The following is a 16,609-nucleotide window of genomic DNA, read 5'->3' as shown; positions in this document are numbered from 1 at the left end:
GGCCCCCGTGACGAGAGTTTCCCTGATCGTGCCGTGCTACAACGCGGCCAGGACCCTGCGCCTGTGCCTGGAGTCGGCGCTGTCCCAGACCCGGCCGCCCGACGAGATCGTCGTGGTGGACGACGCCAGCGGCGACGGCTCCCCGGCCATCGCCGAGGAGCTGGGCTGCCGGGTCGTCCGGCTCCCCGACAACCGCGGCGTCTCGGCGGCCAGGAACGCCGGGGTGGAGAGCACCACCGGCGACGTGATCTTCTTCCTCGACAGCGACGTGGCGTTACGCCCGGACGCGGTCGCGGGCGCCGTCCGGATCCTGGAGGAGGATCCCGGGGTCGGCTGCGTCCACGGCGTCTACGACACCGAGCCGCTCATCGACGACGGCCCGGTCGAGTGGTATCGCCTGCTCCACCAGGTCCACTGGCGGCGCAGGCACCTCGGCGAGGTCAACAGCGTCGTGTTCGCGCTGGCCGCGATCCGCCGCTCGGTGTGGCTGGAGGCGGGCCGGCTCGACGAGGGCCTGCGCGACAGCGAGGACGTGGAGTACAGCAGCCGCCTGGCCGTGCGCACCAGGATCCTGCTGACCGACGAGGTGATGGGCCGCCACGACGAGGGGCACCGGTTCCTGCCGGTGCTCGCCGAGCAGTGGCGGCGCGCGCTGCCGCTGATCCCGCTGGCCCTGGCCACGGCCAGGCGCGGCGCGGCCAAGCCCGAGAACGCCAACAGCCGGGCCGGCATCCTCGCCTGCGCGCTCGCGCTGGCGTCCCTGCCGCTGGGGCTGGTGCATCCCGGCCTGTTCGCGGTGCCGGTCGCGCTGGTGGGGTGGTTCGTGGTGGCCGATCCGCGGCTGCTGCGGTTCGTGCACCGGGAGCGGGGGACGGCCTTCACCGCCTACTTCATGACCGTCCACCTGGCGGTCCACGTGGTGCTCGTCACCGGCCTCGCGGTGGGCTCCCTGCGCGTGCTCAAGGGAGCCCCCGCCTGACCCGGCCGTCTGGCGCACGTGGTCAGCGGAGCTGCCGCCCGGCCTTCACCGCCGTCCGGTAGACCTCGGCGGTCCCGGCGGCGGCGCGCGACCAGCTGAGGCTCTCCCTGACGAACCGCTCGCCCCGCTCGGCCAGCCCCCGGCGCAGCGCCGCGTCGGACATCACCTCGATCACGCCCCGCGCGATGTCGGCGGGCTCGCCCGCCCGCACGACGTACGCCGCGGGCCGGTCCGGGTCCGGGCCGAGGAAGACCCGGGAGAAGCCGTCCCCCAGGATCGTCGCCCGGCCCATCGCCATCGCCTCGGTCGCCACCAGCCCGAACGGCTCGAACAGCGACGGGAACACGCACGCCGCGGCCAGCTCGTAGTACTCCAGCAGCTCCCGCCCCCCGACGAACCGCCCCGGGACCAGCACCCGCCCCCGCAGCCCCGTCGCGGCGACGATCCGCTCGACGCCCTCGACGTCCCCCTCGCCGAGGATCACCAGCCGCAGCCCCGGCACCGCCCCGGCGGCCGCCCGCATCGCCTCCAGCAACTGGTAGACGCCCTTCTGCCGCTCGATCCTGCCCACGAACAGCAGCACCGGGTCCCCTTCCGCCAGCCCCAGCCGCCCGCGCAGGTCCGCCGCCCCGGCCCGCAGCGCGTCGCGGTCCAGCGACGGGAGCACCGCCTCGTACGTCCCGCCCAGCGGCACCACGTCGATGGGCGTCCGGGCCCAGCCGGCGGCCACGAGCTGGTCGCGCACCTCCGGCGTGGCCACCACCACCCGCCGGGCGACCCGGGCCAGCCACCGCTCCAGCGCCGCGAACACCTTCAGCGGGTCGGAGATGCTGCGCTGCGGCGCGACGCCGTACTCCGTGGTGTGCACGTGGAAGACCACCGGCAGCCGCAGCACGTAGTGGCAGAGCAGGCCCGACAGGAAGTTCGTCGAGTCGTGCACGGCGACCAGGTCGGGCCGCTCCCGGCGGCGGCGCAGCCGCAGGAAGTAGCGCCAGTTGCTGACCACGACGTTCAGCGCGAGCAGCAGGAACTCCGAGCGCCTGGTGCGGTTGAGCCGCCTTCCCCCGAGCAGGGAGCCGCGCGGCCGGTGCACGCGGACGCCGTCCACGATCTCGTCCACCGGCAGGCGGCCGTCGTTCGGCGTGTACACGGTCAGCTCGTGGCCGCGGGCCAGGTACGGGGTGATCAGCTCAGCGTACCTGCCCAGCCCGGCGGTGACGTTCGGCGGGAACTGGTTGACGACGCAGGCGATTCTCATGGGGGGCTCCGGTAGACGCGGGCGGCCGCCACGGCCACGACGGCCAGCAGGACGAGGTTGGCCAGCGCGAAGCCGGCGAGCCCGCCCGCCAGCCCCTGCCGGTGGATGCAGGCCGCCAGCACGGCCAGGGCGGGCGGCGTCCCCGCGGCCAGGCAGCCGATGAGCACCCTGGCCCCGCGCACCCCGTCCATGGACAGGGCGACCGAGTACAGGTTGAACGCCGTGTGCGCGCCGATGCCCAGCGCCGACAGCGCCATCAGGCCCGGCGAGTACGGGTACTCGCCGCCCATCACCCGGAAGAACACCGTGCTCGCGGCGAACGAGAACACCGCCGTGACCCCGGCGACCGCCGGGACCAGCCGGGCGATCCGCCGCATCAGCAGCGCTTTGTCCATGGTGGCCATCACCGGCAGCAGCACCAGCCCGACCCCGTCGGTGAACACCACGCCCAGCAGCCGCTTGGGGAAGCCGTTGTAGACCGAGTACACGCCGACCTCGGCCGGGCCCGCCCAGTGGTTCAGGAAGATCACGTCGACGCCGAAGAGCACGCCGGTGAGCGCGGCGATGACGGTCACGTACATGCCGTGCCGGTACAGCGACCGGGCCAGCCGCGCCGACCAGAGCCCCGGCCGCACCCGCACCGCCGCCAGCGCCGCCACGGCGAACGCCACGTTCGTGGCGATCAGCGCGACCAGGTACGGCTCGGCCTCCCTGATCCCCAGCACCAGCAGGCAGGAGGAAGCGGCGCCCAGGTACACGACCGCGATGGCCAGCTTGAGCCCCGCCACGAAGGCGAAGCGCTTCAGCCCGCGCAGGAAGCTCTCGGTGAGCTGGTTCACCGTCATGGACGCCGCCAGCGCCAGCCCGAAGGCGAGCGTGCGCGTGTCCACGTTCAGCGCGGCCGTGAGCAGCGGCGCCGCCAGCAGGCCCAGCGCGGCCAGCCCGGCGCTGACCGCCAGCGTGGCCGGCAGCGCCGTCGCCACCAGCTCGGCCCGCCGCCCCGGCTCGGCCCTGGGCAGCTCCTGCAGCATCACGTAGTGCAGGCTCGTCAGCATCCCGACGGTGACGATCAGCGCGATCGACAGCACCACCGTGAACTGGCCGAACGCGCTCGCCCCCGCGCCCCGCGCGATGACCAGCGTGGTCGCCGCCGCCGTGCCGCTGGCCACCGTGCTCACCAGCGTCGGCCCCGCCACCGGGCGCAGGCGCGCCGTGCGGGACTTCAGGAGCCGCACCGCTGGTACGCCCGCCGCGCGAACTCCAGGTCCTCCGGAGTGTTGATCCCGCGCGCCTCGGCCGCGTCCGCCACCGGCACGACCGTCACCGGCCGCCCTTCGGCCCCCGACAGGTGCGTCAGGAACGGCAGGAAGTTCACCTCGCCGGTGGCCGCGCCCGCCGCCGCCCCGGCCGCGTACCGCTCCCACGCCTGCCGCAGCCCGCCGGTGGCCAGGCAGAACACGCCGACGTCGCTGAGCCCGCCGGGACGGCACACGTCGCCCTCGCGGGACTGCCGCACGCGTACGAGCCCGTCCCCGTCCAGCTCGTACTCCACGTACGGATCGGCCATCGGCACCAGCGGCAGCGTCAGCCCCTCGCCCGGGTGGGCGGCCAGGACGTCGCGCACGGTCGCGGGGGAGAGGTTGGCCTGGTCGCCCCAGACCACCAGGATCGTCTCGTACGCCGCCCAGTGCGCGGCGGAGCCGAAGATCGCGTCCCCCATGCCGGTCGGCCGCTCCTGCACGCTCACCGACACCGCGCCCTCGGCGATCTCCCCGGCGGCGAGCTCCCGGAACGGGCCCTCGCCGTCGGGGGAGACGACGACGTGCACGTGCCGCGTCCACGGCCACAGCCGCCGCAGCAGCAGGTGCCACACGGTGACACCCTCGGCCACCTCGATCATGATCTTCGGAACCCCCTGGCCCAGCCGCGTCCCCCGCCCCGCCGCCGGGATCACCGCGCAAACAGTCACTTGTCCTCCAGCAGGGACACGATGTCCTCCAGCCCGCGCACCGCGACCGCGCCGGGGGCGGGCTCGGTGGTGTGGACGTGCAGCGTCACCAGGCCGGCGCCGACGGCGGAGGCCACCCCGTGGGCGGAGTCCTCCAGCACCACGGCCTCGGCCGGATCGACGCCCCACCGGCGGCAGGCCAGGCCGTAGAACTCCGGGTCCGGCTTGCTCACCGGCACGTCGTCGGCGGTCAGCACGTCGCGGAAGCACGCCCCCAGCGACGAGCCCGCCAGCACCCGCTCCACCGACCCCCGGCTGCCGGCGGTGACCAGGTACGCCACCCGTCCCCGCGCCGCCAGCCGGTCGAGCAGCCGGCGCGCCCCCGGGAACGGCCGGACCCGGCCCGCCGCGACGAACTCCCGGTAGAGCCCCTGCTTGCGCCGCGCCAGCCGGGCCGCCACGTCCCGGTCCCCGGTGAGGAGCGCGGCGACCTCGGCGGTGCTCGCGCCCGCGTGATCGGCGTACCGGAAGGACGGGAGGGCGGCCGGTACGAGCTCGGCGACGGCCTGCCGGAACGCGGCCTCGTGCGCGGGGAAGGAGTCCACGAGCGTCCCGTCGAGATCGCACAACCACACCCGCCGCCCGGCCACCAGCCCCGCGACCGGCCCCGCGACCGGCCCCGCGACCGGCGCACCGGCGCCGACGGCGCTTCCCCGGGCGGCGCCGGGCGAGGGGGCCTTCTGGACGGCGCCGGGTGCGGCGCCCGTGGGGCCGCTCATCCGGCCCGTGCCAGCGGGATCTCGCCGAGCACGGCCCGCAGCGCCTCGGCCGTGCGCGGGCCGTCGTGCGTGCCGGGACGCCCGGCGTCCTCGACGTCCGCGCCGATCCAGCGGGCCCCCGCCCAGCAGCCGCGCTCCACGACCCCGAGCGGCACGGCGGGACCCCCGGACCCGCCCCGGCGGCTGAGCACGTGCGTGATCGTGCGCCGCTCGTTGCCCGGGTCGCCCAGGTACGCCAGCGTGCGGTCCACCAGGTCGGTGGCGGTCAGCCCCTGGATGTCGTGGTCGCCCCCGAGGTTGACGACGAACACCCTGGCCGCGGCCCGGCTCTCCGCGACCGCCCCGGCCAGCCCCGGCGTCAGGTAGCTGGGCAGCAGCGACGAGTGCGGCGTGCCCGGGCCGTACACGATGAGGTCGCTGTCCCGGACGGCCGCCAGCGCCTCGGGGCTGGGCGTGACCGTGGCGGCGCGCCGCGCGAGCAGCTCCGGCGACCCGGAGAGCTCGTCCGGGCCGGGCGGCTCGCGCAGCAGGAACAGCCCGGTGATGGCCACCGCGTCCTGCGGCGCGACGATGTCGGCCTCGTCGGCCAGCACCCGCCCGTCCTCCTTGAGCGCGACCAGGAACGCGTTCTCGCCGCCCGTCACGTTGAGCAGCCGCGCCGGCGACCCGAACGTGTGCGCGCACGCGCGTACCGCCGCGTTGAAGTCCTCGCCCAGGCGCAGGTAGGCCCCCGCGAGCACCAGGTTGCCCAGCGCGCAGCCGGCCAGGTCGAGCCCGTCCGGCTCGGCGCGCAGCCGCCCGGCGAACACCCGCAGCTCCCGCGCGATCCGGTAGTCCAGCGGCCCGTCGGCCAGCCGCGCCAGGTCCGCGGCCGTGGTCCCGGCCGGCAGGCGGCGTTCGAGCAGCTCGCGCCGGGGGTCGCCGGGGTCCAGGTGGAGCAGGAGGTTCTTGCGGAAGTCCGAGGGGCCGAGCATGCCCGGCAGGTAGCGGCGCAGCGCGCCGGTGGACAGCCCGTTGTCGTACCCGTTGATCAGCAGGGACAGCTCCAGCCCCGGCACCCGCAGGAGGGCTCGGGCGATCCCCGCCGCGCCGCGCCCGCCGCTGAACATGGCGACCCTCACCGGACCTCCTCGTGGCCCGCGGGGACCCGCAGCACGCCGCGCCGCAGCAGCCAGTGGCGCAGCCCGAGGTAGCCGACGAACAGGGCCCGGTCGCGCGCCCCCCGCCAGAACCGCCAGCCCCGGCTGCCGCCGCCCCGCTCGCGGTGCTCGATCGGCAGCTCCACCCACGCGTGGCCCAGCTCGGCGACGCGGGCCGTGATCTCGGTCGAGCAGTTCATCCCGGCCGACTCCAGCGGCAGCGCGCGGAACAGCGGCCCGTGCACCACCTTGAAGATCGAGTTGAAGTCGCGGTAGCGGGTGCGGTGCAGCAGGTTGCTGACCGCGCCGCTGGCCGCCGACCCCCATCGGTACGGCAGGCTGTCGGCCTTCCTGATCCGGGCGCCCGAGAACGCGAGCCCCGCCCCGGCGCGGATGCGCTCGATGAAGCGGTCCAGGTTCGCGATCGGGAACTGGCCGTCGGAGTCGAGCAGCACGACCCAGTCCATCCGGGTACGCGCGATCGCGGCCGCGATGGCGGCACCCGCGCCCCGGTTGCGCTCGAACGTGACGACGACGAGCCGCGGGCACTCCGCCCGCAGGCCCTCCAGGATCCGCCCGGTCGCGTCGGCGCTGCCGTCGTCGCACACGACGATCTCCCAGGCGCCGATCGCCGGGTTACGCTCCAGGTAGTCCCGCCATTCCGTCACCGCGGCCGCGATGTTGTCCGCCTCGTTGTACGCGGGCGCCGCCACCGAGATGTCGATGAGCGGCGCCGCGGCAGGCGCGTTCGGCAAGGGTCACCTCCTCCGGGTGGCATCCGCGCCGGCTCCCGTCAGGCGCGCGATCCAGCGGTCAAGGGGAAGCAGGTTGAGGCCCACGATCAGCGGGACGTGCGCCAGCGTGAACCAGATCGCCGCGCCGAACGTGATCGGCCCGCCGGTGAACAGGTTGATGTGCGGGGCGTCGATGCGCTCGGGGATCGGCACCGGGTTGACCACCTGCCACATCACGTCCAGGAATCCCGAGAACACGATCAGCACCCCCGTGGCCATGATCTTCAGGCAGCGGCCGGGGGAGCCGCCGCCGATCCGGTACGCGGCGGCGGCGGTGAGCACGATCCCCGGGTAGAACAGCAGGTAGAGATGGGTGTAGAAGCCGTTGCCGTACGCCCGCGCGCCGTCGCCGTAGTAGAACCAGCTGATCCGCGGGATCAGGTAGCCGGTCAGGAAGACGAACGGGGCGTACAGCAGCCAGTGCAGGCGTGGCGACACCCACGGGAAGAACGCGATCGCGCAGCACAGGAAGGCGAAGGCGAGCAGCTTGGCCACGAGCTGCCAGGCGGCGCCGATCTCCCGGGCGTGCGGGGTGGCCAGCCAGACGAAGGCGAAGCCGGCCGCCCCGATGGCCAGGGCGATCCACCAGATGTGCGCGGCCCATGGGCGCCGGGCGTCGAGAAGGGGGTCGGGATGGTTCACTGCCGGTCCTCGTGGAGGGGGGCCATGGGGGAACGCGCTCGCGGGAGCGCTCCCAAACGCAGTATGGCACCTGCGCCCGCAATGATGGCCTCAATACCAAATATCGGACCCGCCGGAATTGTCTGGCCTATTGACTAACCGTAGTGAAGGGGCAAAAGGCCAGCTCAACCCTCTTGCTTCAAGGTATCTGGAAATCTGGAACGTTTTACTCGCGAATCGGCACGAGCGGGCCTGCCTGGGATGTCAAGCCCTCGCTCTCGACGTGATTGCGCCGGCCGTTAGCCGCCCCTCAATTGGGCAAATCTCAGAATTTATGGGCATGTGTGCAGTTCAAGCGGGGTCTGATAGGCTTGGGAGCGCTCCCGCGCCTAGTCCGCATTCTGGGCCCGAAACACTGGTTTCCGGATCGCCGGAACCAGGCCCTGTGGAGGATCCGGCCGGGTGGCATCCCTGCGGGGCCCGCGTCTCGGCGCGACGGCGGGCGAGGGCCGGACCGAATCCTCCAAGGCGTAGAGCGTTGATCCCGGGCCGGAGCTCGGGAATTGCCGGACGATCTCACGATATGTGGACTGTTGCCCACATATGTCCGACATATTTCGCGACGATAGATCGGGCTTTTCGTTTCTGTCAACATAAGTCGGCCGATCATCGAAGTAAGGTAGTACCCATGACAACGGGATCCAACGGCCAGAGCGCCGGAGCGGGGGCGCTGCTGGCGATCCTCCGGGACGGGCGGGCGCGCACCCGCGGCGAGCTGGCCCAGCTCACCGGCCTGTCCAGGTCCACCGTGTCGCAGCGGCTCGACGTGCTGATCGCCGGGAGCTGGGTGGTGGCCGCCGACGACTCGATCTCCTCCGGGGGCCGCCCGGCGGCCGTGTTCGCGTTCAACGAGGGCGCGCGGGTGGTGCTCGCGGCCGACCTGGGCGCCACCCGCGCCCGCCTGGCCGTGCTCGACCTCGGCATGACCGTCCTCGCCGAACGGGCCGCAGACCTGCCCGTCGACCGGGGGCCCGAGCCCACCCTGGAGTGGGTCGCCACCGCCTTCCGCGAGCTGCTGGCCGACGCCGGGTATGACCTCGACCGGGTGTGCGGGGTCGGCGTCGGGCTGCCCGGGCCGGTGGAGCACGCGTCGGGACGGCCGGTGAACCCGCCGATCATGCCCGGCTGGGACGGCTTCGACGTGCCCGGATGGCTCGGGTCGCGGCTCGGCGCACCGGTGCTGGCCGACAACGACGTGAACATCATGGCGCTCGGCGAGCACTGGGCCGCCGGACCCGAGATCGACCACCTGATCTTCATCAAGATCGGCACCGGGATCGGCTGCGGCATCATCTCCGGCGGCCGGCTGCACCGGGGCGCGCAGGGAGCCGCGGGGGACGTCGGCCACATCCGGGTCCCGGCGTCCGAGGCGCCCTGCAGGTGCGGGAACACCGGCTGCCTGGAGGCGGTCGCGGGCGGCGCGTCCATGGCCGCGCAGCTGCGAGCCGCCGGGGTCGACGCGCACGGCAGCCGGGACGTGGTGGCGCTGATGCGCGCGGGCGACCTGCGCGCCACGCGGCTCGTCAGGCAGGCCGGCCGCGAGGTCGGCGCCGTGATGGCCTCGATCGTGAACTTCTTCAACCCCTCGCTCATCGTCATCGGCGGGGACGTCGCCGAGGCGGGCGAGCAGGTGCTGGCGGGGGTCAGGGAGACGATCTACAGCCGGTCGCTCCCGCTGGCCACCCAGCACCTCGGCATCAGGTCGAGCCGGCTCGGCGACCGGGCGGGCGTCGTCGGAGCCGCCGTCATGGTCGTCGACCACGTGCTCGCGCCGGACGCCATCGATCAGGCTTTCGGGCACCATTGACCGCCTCTGCGCGGCGTAGTAACAATTGATCGTCGCAGGCTCCCCGCGCGGTGGCATGTTCGTGGAGCCGGGCACAGTTACGCCGTGACGTGGTCGGCGCACGCGTCCCTCGAGAAAGGGAAACACGCGTGAGCCAGCTCCATGAGCAGGAAGAGGCGCTCCGCCGCACGTTCGGCCTGAGCCGCCGCCGCCTCCTCGCGGCCACCGCCGGCATCGCCGCCGCGGCCGCCGTCCCCCTCGCCCAGCCCGCCGCCGCCGACCCCGTGCAGGCCCAGAGCGGGTGGAACCGGCCGCTGATCCCGCCGGGCAAGCGCGGCATCATCCTCTACACCGTCCGCGACGCGATCGGCCGCGACCCGGCGTCCACGACCCTGCCGTCCGGCTTCCGCCGCGTGTTCGAGGCACTCGCGCGCATCGGCTACCAGCAGGTCGAGTTCGCCGGGTACCGGCAGCACGCCAACGCCGAGGGCGGCGCGAACCTGGAGACCGTCGAGGGCGCCCGCCTGCTGCGGAGCTGGCTCGACGACAACGGGCTGCGGGCCGAGGGCAACCACGGCTTCATCCCGGCCTCGTGGCCGCTGAGCACCGCCGACCTCGACCGGTTCAAGCAGGTGCTGGAGATCGCGAACATCCTCGGCCTGGACCATGTTGGCACCGGCTCCGACCCGACGGGCAGCGCGTACAAGGCCGACTGGGACGTGGCGGCGGAGAAGTGGAACGCGCTCGGCGAGCTCGCCTGCCGGGCCGGGGTCAAGCTCTACACGCACAACCACGACGCGGCGTACGCGTTCCTGCTCGACAGCGGCCCGCTCGACGACCAGGGCCGGCCCACCCGTTCCTCGGGCATCCGCAAGCTGGAGTACTTCTTCGGGATCAGCGACCCCAGGCGGGTCTACTTCGAGATGGACATCTTCTGGGCGCACGTGGCCCAGTTCAAGCACCGTACGTACACGGCGCCCGACGGCTCGGCGCAGACCGACGTCTTCGACCCGCTCGCCACCGTGCTGGCGCAGGAGAAGCGGTTCCCGCTGTTCCACGCCAAGGACGGCACCGCCAACCCGGGCACCGCCAACGGCTACGACATGGTGCCGTTCGGGGCCGGGGACATCGACTACGCCCGCTTCTTCGGCCGGCTCCGCTCCAGGGGCCTGCACAACCCGATGTACGAGCAGGACAACGCGCCCGGCACGGACCCGGGCCAGTCGCTGCAGTACGCCGAGCTCAGCTACCGCAACATGGCCGCCCTGCGCGGCTGACCCCCACCACGACGCCGGACCGCCACGCGATCCCTGCCGTTGCAGCGGCAGGCGTGGCGGCCCGGATCATGACACTCCTCGTCCTAGGAGCGGCATCACCATGCAGCGTACCCTCGCGGTGCTCGGCGGCTTCTTCCTCGCCGCCACCGCACTCGTCTTACCCGGCCCCGCCCAGGCACACGAACCGGCCACCGAGTGGTCGAGCTACGAGAAGATCACGCTGACCAAGAACGTGGGCGAGCCGATCGACCTGGCCGTCCTGCCCGACCGGCGGGTCCTGCACACCGCGCGCAACGGCGACATCAGGCTGACCGACCCGGCCAGCGGCGTCACGAAGATCGTCAACACCGTCCCCGTCTACAACAACTCCGAGGACGGCCTGCAGACGGTCTCCCTCGACCCCCGCTTCGACGAGAACCACTGGGTCTACCTCTACTACGCGCCCAAGACCATGTCGGCGCCGTACCCGGAGACGACGCCGACCGGTTCGGCGCCCAACTCGCTGCCCGCCGGGGCCGACGAGACGTACTGGAACCAGTGGAAGGGCTACAACCAGCTCTCCCGCTTCAAGTGGACCGGCAACGCGCTCGACCTGTCCACCGAGCAGGTCATCATCAAGGTCGAGACGCAGCGCGGGCAGTGCTGCCACGTGGCCGGCGACGTGGACTGGGACGCCGACGGCAACCTCTACCTCGCCACCGGCGACAACACCCCGGCGGGCGCGCCGGGCGCCAACGGGTACGCGCCCAACAACGACGCGCCCGGCATGAACCCGGGCTTCGACTCACGGCGCGGCGCGGGCAGCAGCGACGACCTGCGCGGCAAGATCCTGCGGATCAAGGTCGCGGACGACGGCACGTACACGATCCCCCAGGGCAACCTGTTCCCGCCGGGTACGGCCAAGACGCGGCCGGAGATCTTCGTGACCGGGGTGCGCAACCCGTTCCGGATGGACGTGGACGGGGAGACGGGCACCCTGTCGTGGGCCGACTACGGCCCCGACGCCGGCACCCCCGACCCGAACCGGGGCCCGCTCGGCTACGTCGAGTGGAACATCACCCCGTTCACCAAGCCCATGAACAGCGGCTGGCCGTACTGCACGGGCGACAACTTCAACTACAACGACTGGGACTTCGAGACCGCCCGGCCGGGGCCGTGGTTCGACTGCGCGGCCGGGCCGCTGAACACCTCGCGCTGGAACACCGGCATCGACCGGCTCCCGCCGGCCGTCCCCGCCGACCTCTACTACGGCGACAACAACACCCACCAGCCGGCCGAGTGGGCCGGGCTCGTGGACTTCGACCCGCAGGGCGGCCAGGGGCCGATGGGCGGGCCGATCTACCACTACGACCCGGACAACCCGGCGCCCGGCAAGCTGCCCGCGTACTGGGACGGCAAGGCGTTCTTCGCCGAGTTCTCGCAGGACTACCTGGCGGCGTTCACCGTGACGTACCCGGACGGGCCGGTCACCAAGCTGGAGCACTTCCTGCCCAACGCCGAGCTGCGGGACGCCGCGCAGCCCATCACCGACAGCCCGATGGACATCGAGTTCGGACCGGACGGGTCCCTGTACGTGCTGGAGTACGGCGACGGGTTCTTCCGCGCGAACCCCGATGCCGGGCTCTACCGGATCGACTACACCCCGGACAACAAGACGCCCCAGGCCAGGATGACCATGGACAGGACGTCCAGCGGCCAGGCGCCGCTCACGGTCGCCTTCGACGCGTCGTCGTCCAGGGACACCGAGCCGGGGACGCTGACGTACGAGTGGGACTTCGACGGGAACGGCACGTTCGACGCCACCGGGGCGACGGCCACGCACACCTACACCGAGCTGGGGCAGTACGTGGCGCGGCTGCGCGTCACCGACTCCGGCGGCCGGGCGGGCCTCACCTCGGCCGAGATCACCGTCGGCAACACCGCGCCCGAGGTCAGCGTCCAGACGCCGCCGGACGGCGGGTTCTTCGACTGGGGGAACGCGGTGCCGTACAAGATCGCCGTGCATGACGCCGAGGACGGCGACAGCCCGGTGTGCACGCGCATGCAGTGGACGTTCGGCCTCGGGCACGACGTGCACGCCCACCCCGAGACCACCGGCACCGGCTGCACCGGCGCCTGGCCGACGCCCGCGAACGCGCCCGAGCACGGCGAGACGGAGAACATCTACGGCGTGGTCGTCGCGAGCTACCGCGACAACGGCGCCAACGGCATCCCCGGCGCGCTCGGCGAGGCCGCGCTCACCCTCAACCCGAAGCTCGCGCAGGCCGAGCACGCCGACCAGAGCAGCGGCGTGACCAGGACCGCCGACGACGGGGCGTCGGGCAAGTTCAAGATCACCTCGTTCGACGCGGGGGACTGGCTCGCCTACGACCCGGTCAACTTCACCGGAATCACCGGGGTCCAGACCAAGGCCTCGGGCGCGGGGACGCTCTCCCTACGCTGGAAGTCGCCCACCGCCGCGCCGTTCGCGACGGTGACGATCCCGCCGGGTGACAGCTGGCAGACGATCACCACCGCGCTCGCCGACCCGCCCGCGGGAACCGGCCGGCTGTACGTCACCTCGACCGGCGGCGTGGACGTGGACGCGTTCACCTTCCAGGGCGGGGGCGTCGCGGACACCAGCCCGCCCACCGTCACGGCCACGCTCAACCCTGCCTCGCCCGACGGCGCGAACGGCTGGTACACCCGCAACGTCACGCTCACCGTCACCGCGACCGACAACGGCACGGTGGCCTCCCGCCAGTACTCGCTCGACGGCGGCACCACCTGGGCGAACGCCGCCAACCCGGTGACGCTCAGCGCGGAGGGCGCCAAGGAGGTCCGCTACCGCGCGACCGACAACGGCGGCAACGTCTCCCAGGTCGGCACGGTCACCGTGAAGATCGACAAATCGGACCCGGCGCTGACGGTCACCGGCGTGGAGGCCAAGCCGTACGGCGACTCGGGCACCGTCACCCCGGTCCTGACGGCGACGGACGCGGTCTCGGGGGTGGAGGGCGCCACGGCCAAGCTCGACGGAACCGCGGTTCCCTCGGGCGCGCCCGTACGCCTCTGGACCCTGCCCCTCGGCGACCACTCCCTCGTCGCCACGGCGACGGACCGGTCGGGGCGGACGGTGACGTCGACCGTCACGTTCTCGACGACGACCTCGTACGGTGACGTGCGCGCGCTGATCGCGCACTTCAAGAAGGCGCGCACGGTGACCGCCGCAGGCGCTCGGGAGCTGCTGGAGCAGCTCGACGCGGCCGAGTGGCACGAGAAGCGCGGCAGGCCGGGGCAGGCGATCGAGGCGCTGAAGCGCTTCATCAAGGCCGCGGGCAAGAACGCCAACGTCCCCGACTCCACGTCTCGCACGATCCTGACCCGCGACGCCCAGGCCCTCATCAACCGCCTCACCAACCCGTAACGCTTCGCACGGGCAGTGCCCGGCCCCGCCGGTGTTCCGGCCTCCGCACCCGCCGGAGGCCGGAAGACCGGTACGGCGGGCGGGCCCGCCGGACGTTCGGGCGCCGGTGCGGCGGGAGGGTGTACGACGGTGTCCCGCGCGCCGGTTTCCGGGTTTCCGGGTTTCCGGCGGGGGCGGGGTGAGGCGGCGGTCAGGCGGGGCCGAGGCTCCAGGCCCGGACGGTACGCTCTCCGCCCGTGTCGGCGACCACCGGGTGGCCGCCCCGTTCGGCCAGTGCCAGCGTGGGGATCGTTCCGCCGGGATCCAGGTCGAGCGCTCCTATGGTGTCGCCGTCGTCCAGGTTCCAGACCCGGGTGACGTACTCGTCGTTCCACGGACCGTGGGCGACGACGGCTATGGGCACGTCCCCCCACCGTCCGGTGACCAGAGCCACGGTGCCCCGGTCGTCCGGGCTCTGGTCGCTGAACTCCCACTTCTTCCTGCGCTTGCCCGTGGCCAGGTCGTACACGCGCAGGGTCGCGTCCAGGTGGGTCGAGACGAGGACGGGCTTGCCCTTGATCTCGCCGCAGGCCAGCCGCTCGATCCCGCCGATCTCCCCGGTGCTGAACGAGTGCGTCATCCGCCCGCTCGACAGCCGCCACACCCGGACCCGCTCCCCGCCGTCGCCCGTGACGAGCACGTCGTCCTTGCCCAGCCGGCCGAACGCCAGCCCTCTGATGCCCTGGAAGTGGTCGGTGATCGTGGGGCCGATCTGCTTGCCGGTGGAGATGTCCCACAGCCTCACGACGCTGCGGAGGTCCTTCATGGAGTCGTACTTCTGCGACACCGCCACCGCCTTGCCCGCGCCCGTGACGGTGACCGCGATGACGGGGTCGCTCACCTTGTGCGAGGCGAGGCTCTCGCCGGTCGGGCTCCACAGCCGCATCCGCCCGTCGGTGTGCCCGGAGGCGATCACCGGCGTGCCACCGACCTCGCCGGCGGCCACCTCCGTCGTCGTGGCCCCGCCGTCGCCGAGCCAGGTGGCCGCCCGGTCCAGGCCCCACGTGAACACCGCCCCCTTGGCGGTCCCGCACACGACGGTGCTCCCCGCGGCGGCGAGTGCCGTGATCGCGCCGTCCGCTTTGGGCAGGGGCGCGGACACCGCGACCTGCGTCCCGAAGGGCTCGGCGGACGGCGTCGGCGTCGGTGTCGGTGTCGGGGTGGGGGACGGGCTTCCGGTGAGCGGCTGCTCCGTACGCCGGTCGTCCGGGTCGAGGGGGTCGTTCCTCGGGCGCAGGACAGTGAAGGCGGACACCGCGAGGGCGGCCGCCGCCGCGGCTCCGCCGAACACGGCCCGCCGGCTGACCGACCGGCTCCGCCCGGTCTCCGTATCCGCGTCCGCCACCGGCCCGGCCCCGGCGCGGGGCCCCGTCTGAACGCCGCTCCGGGCATCGGGCCCCGTCTGAACGCCGCTCCCGGCAGGGGGTTCCGTCCGGACGGCCGAGGAGCCGGAGACGGGCCCAGCGCCGGAAGGAGGCCACGCCCCCGGGGGAGGAGGCGGAGGCCCGGCGTGCGCTGCCCCACCGGGCGAAGGCGCCGCCCCCGAAGGGGCCGAACCGGATGGGACCGCTCCAGCGGGCGGCGCCCAGGCGACACCGGGCTGCCCCGCCCCGGCGGGCGCGGGCTGGGCCGGACCGGTGGGCGGGCCGGCGGGGGGTGTTGCGGGGCCGGGGACGCGGGCCGGCGGGCCGGCCTGGCGGATGAGTTGCTGGAGCAGGGTCGTCGGGTCCGGGCGGGTGGACGGGTCCTTGGACAGGCACGCCGCGATCGCCCCCAGCAGGTGCGGCGGCACCCCCGTGAGGTCCGGGGTACCGCTCAGGACGCTGTTCACCACCGCCGCCAGCGTCTCCCCCGCGAAAGGCGTGTGCCCGGTGGCCGCGAACACCATCGTCCCCGCCCAGCTGAACACGTCCGACGCGGGTCCCACCCGCTCGCCCCTGAACTGCTCCGGCGACATGTACGCGGGCGTCCCCACCGGCACCGACGTCCGGGTCGTCGCGTCGAGGGCCTTGGCGATGCCGAAGTCGATGACGATCGGCCCGTCCGGCCCCATCAGCACGTTGCCCGGCTTGAAGTCCCGGTGCACGATCCCCGCCTGGTGGATGGCCGCCAGGGCGGTCAGCGTGGAGATGGCCAGCCGGTCCAGCGCCCCGCCCGACCGCGGCCCCGACGCCCGGACCAGCGTCTGGAGCGTGTCCCCTGGCACGTACTCGCTCACGATGTACGGCCGCTCGTCCGCCATCCCGGCGTCCAGCACCGCGGCCGTGCAGAAGGCGGCCACCCGCCGCGCCGCCTCCACCTCCCGCAGGAAGCTCTTGGTGACGTCCTCGTGTTCCTCGCGGGGGAGGTGCAGGACCTTGACGGCGACCTCGCGCCCGTCGTCGCCGACGCCCCGGTAGACCACGCCCTGTCCACCGGAGCCGAGCACGCCGACGAGCCGGTACGAGCCGATCCGCTCGGGATCGCTCGGCCGGAGCGGGCGCAGGTCCGGCATCCCGCTCCTTCCTCGGGCCAGATCGAGCG

The 16,609-nt window shown here is 73.4% G+C and carries 12 protein-coding genes; 4 read left to right on the top strand and 8 right to left on the bottom strand.

Annotated features, from left to right (window positions below; all coding sequences use genetic code 11):
• The first annotated feature begins 7 nt into the window (after nt 1-7).
• On the top strand, nt 8-979 hold the full coding sequence (locus tag AB0J87_RS28290; RefSeq protein ID WP_363969873.1) for a glycosyltransferase family 2 protein: 972 nt from the start codon (nt 8-10) through the stop codon (nt 977-979).
• A gap of 22 nt (nt 980-1,001) precedes the next feature.
• On the opposite strand, the gene AB0J87_RS28285 is transcribed toward AB0J87_RS28290, so the two are convergent.
• Genes AB0J87_RS28285 through AB0J87_RS28255 form a run of 7 tightly spaced genes read right to left on the bottom strand, consistent with a single transcriptional unit; the run spans nt 1,002 to nt 7,539 of the window.
• Entirely contained in the window at nt 1,002-2,237 is a 1,236-nt protein-coding gene (locus tag AB0J87_RS28285) for a glycosyltransferase family 4 protein (RefSeq protein ID WP_363969871.1), read from the bottom strand.
• Complete coding sequence (locus AB0J87_RS28280; protein WP_363969869.1) at nt 2,234-3,472, bottom strand: hypothetical protein; 1,239 nt, start codon at nt 3,470-3,472, stop codon at nt 2,234-2,236. Before AB0J87_RS28280 ends, AB0J87_RS28285 begins: the two co-directional genes overlap by 4 nt.
• The gene (locus AB0J87_RS28275) at nt 3,460-4,206 is read right to left on the bottom strand and encodes an NTP transferase domain-containing protein (RefSeq protein WP_363969867.1); all 747 of its coding nucleotides are present in this window, start codon (nt 4,204-4,206) and stop codon (nt 3,460-3,462) included. The genes AB0J87_RS28280 and AB0J87_RS28275 overlap by 13 nt, the downstream gene beginning before the upstream one ends.
• Nucleotides 4,203-4,964, bottom strand: a complete 762-nt coding sequence (locus AB0J87_RS28270; protein ID WP_363969865.1) for an HAD family hydrolase — start codon at nt 4,962-4,964, stop codon at nt 4,203-4,205. The genes AB0J87_RS28275 and AB0J87_RS28270 overlap by 4 nt, the downstream gene beginning before the upstream one ends.
• A complete protein-coding gene (locus AB0J87_RS28265) occupies nt 4,961-6,085 on the bottom strand; it encodes a 2-phospho-L-lactate transferase CofD family protein (protein ID WP_363969863.1) in 1,125 nt (374 codons plus the stop codon). The genes AB0J87_RS28270 and AB0J87_RS28265 overlap by 4 nt, the downstream gene beginning before the upstream one ends.
• Nucleotides 6,082-6,858: a glycosyltransferase family 2 protein gene (locus AB0J87_RS28260; RefSeq protein ID WP_350735249.1), complete on the bottom strand. Its 777-nt coding sequence runs from the start codon at nt 6,856-6,858 to the stop codon at nt 6,082-6,084. Before AB0J87_RS28260 ends, AB0J87_RS28265 begins: the two co-directional genes overlap by 4 nt.
• Nucleotides 6,859-6,861: 3 nt before the next feature.
• Nucleotides 6,862-7,539, bottom strand: coding sequence for a hypothetical protein (locus AB0J87_RS28255; protein WP_363969861.1), 678 nt, complete (start codon nt 7,537-7,539; stop codon nt 6,862-6,864).
• A gap of 667 nt (nt 7,540-8,206) precedes the next feature.
• On the opposite strand from AB0J87_RS28255, the gene AB0J87_RS28250 reads away from it, so the two are divergent.
• The 3 genes from AB0J87_RS28250 (at nt 8,207) to AB0J87_RS28240 (ending at nt 14,047) form a co-directional block, all read left to right on the top strand.
• Nucleotides 8,207-9,385 carry an ROK family transcriptional regulator gene (locus AB0J87_RS28250; protein WP_363969859.1) on the top strand — a complete coding sequence of 393 codons (1,179 nt, stop codon included), beginning with the start codon at nt 8,207-8,209 and terminating at the stop codon, nt 9,383-9,385.
• A gap of 128 nt (nt 9,386-9,513) precedes the next feature.
• Nucleotides 9,514-10,641: a sugar phosphate isomerase/epimerase family protein gene (locus AB0J87_RS28245; protein WP_363969857.1), complete on the top strand. Its 1,128-nt coding sequence runs from the start codon at nt 9,514-9,516 to the stop codon at nt 10,639-10,641.
• A gap of 100 nt (nt 10,642-10,741) precedes the next feature.
• Nucleotides 10,742-14,047 carry a PQQ-dependent sugar dehydrogenase gene (locus AB0J87_RS28240; RefSeq protein ID WP_363969855.1) on the top strand — a complete coding sequence of 1,102 codons (3,306 nt, stop codon included), beginning with the start codon at nt 10,742-10,744 and terminating at the stop codon, nt 14,045-14,047.
• 190 nt (nt 14,048-14,237) lie between these two features.
• Here the strand turns inward: AB0J87_RS28240 and AB0J87_RS28235 are convergent, their stop codons facing one another.
• Complete coding sequence (locus AB0J87_RS28235; RefSeq protein ID WP_363969853.1) at nt 14,238-16,580, bottom strand: protein kinase; 2,343 nt, start codon at nt 16,578-16,580, stop codon at nt 14,238-14,240.
• Between the last annotated feature and the right edge of the window lie 29 nt (nt 16,581-16,609).

Source organism: Nonomuraea sp. NPDC049625 (assembly GCF_040675285.1).
GTDB classification, from domain to species: Bacteria; Actinomycetota; Actinomycetes; order Streptosporangiales; family Streptosporangiaceae; genus Nonomuraea; species Nonomuraea angiospora_A.
The sequence above is the reverse complement of the archived record's forward strand: the minus strand, read 5'-3'. Positions and strand labels throughout refer to the sequence as shown.

Coding starts and splice junctions, on each gene's coding strand:
- AB0J87_RS28235 (WP_363969853.1), bottom strand. CDS start 16,580: ATGCCGGACCTGCGCCCGCTCCGGCCGAGCGATCCCGAGCGGATCGGC.
- AB0J87_RS28250 (WP_363969859.1), top strand. CDS start 8,207: ATGACAACGGGATCCAACGGCCAGAGCGCCGGAGCGGGGGCGCTGCTG.
- AB0J87_RS28285 (WP_363969871.1), bottom strand. CDS start 2,237: ATGAGAATCGCCTGCGTCGTCAACCAGTTCCCGCCGAACGTCACCGCC.
- AB0J87_RS28240 (WP_363969855.1), top strand. CDS start 10,742: ATGCAGCGTACCCTCGCGGTGCTCGGCGGCTTCTTCCTCGCCGCCACC.
- AB0J87_RS28270 (WP_363969865.1), bottom strand. CDS start 4,964: ATGAGCGGCCCCACGGGCGCCGCACCCGGCGCCGTCCAGAAGGCCCCC.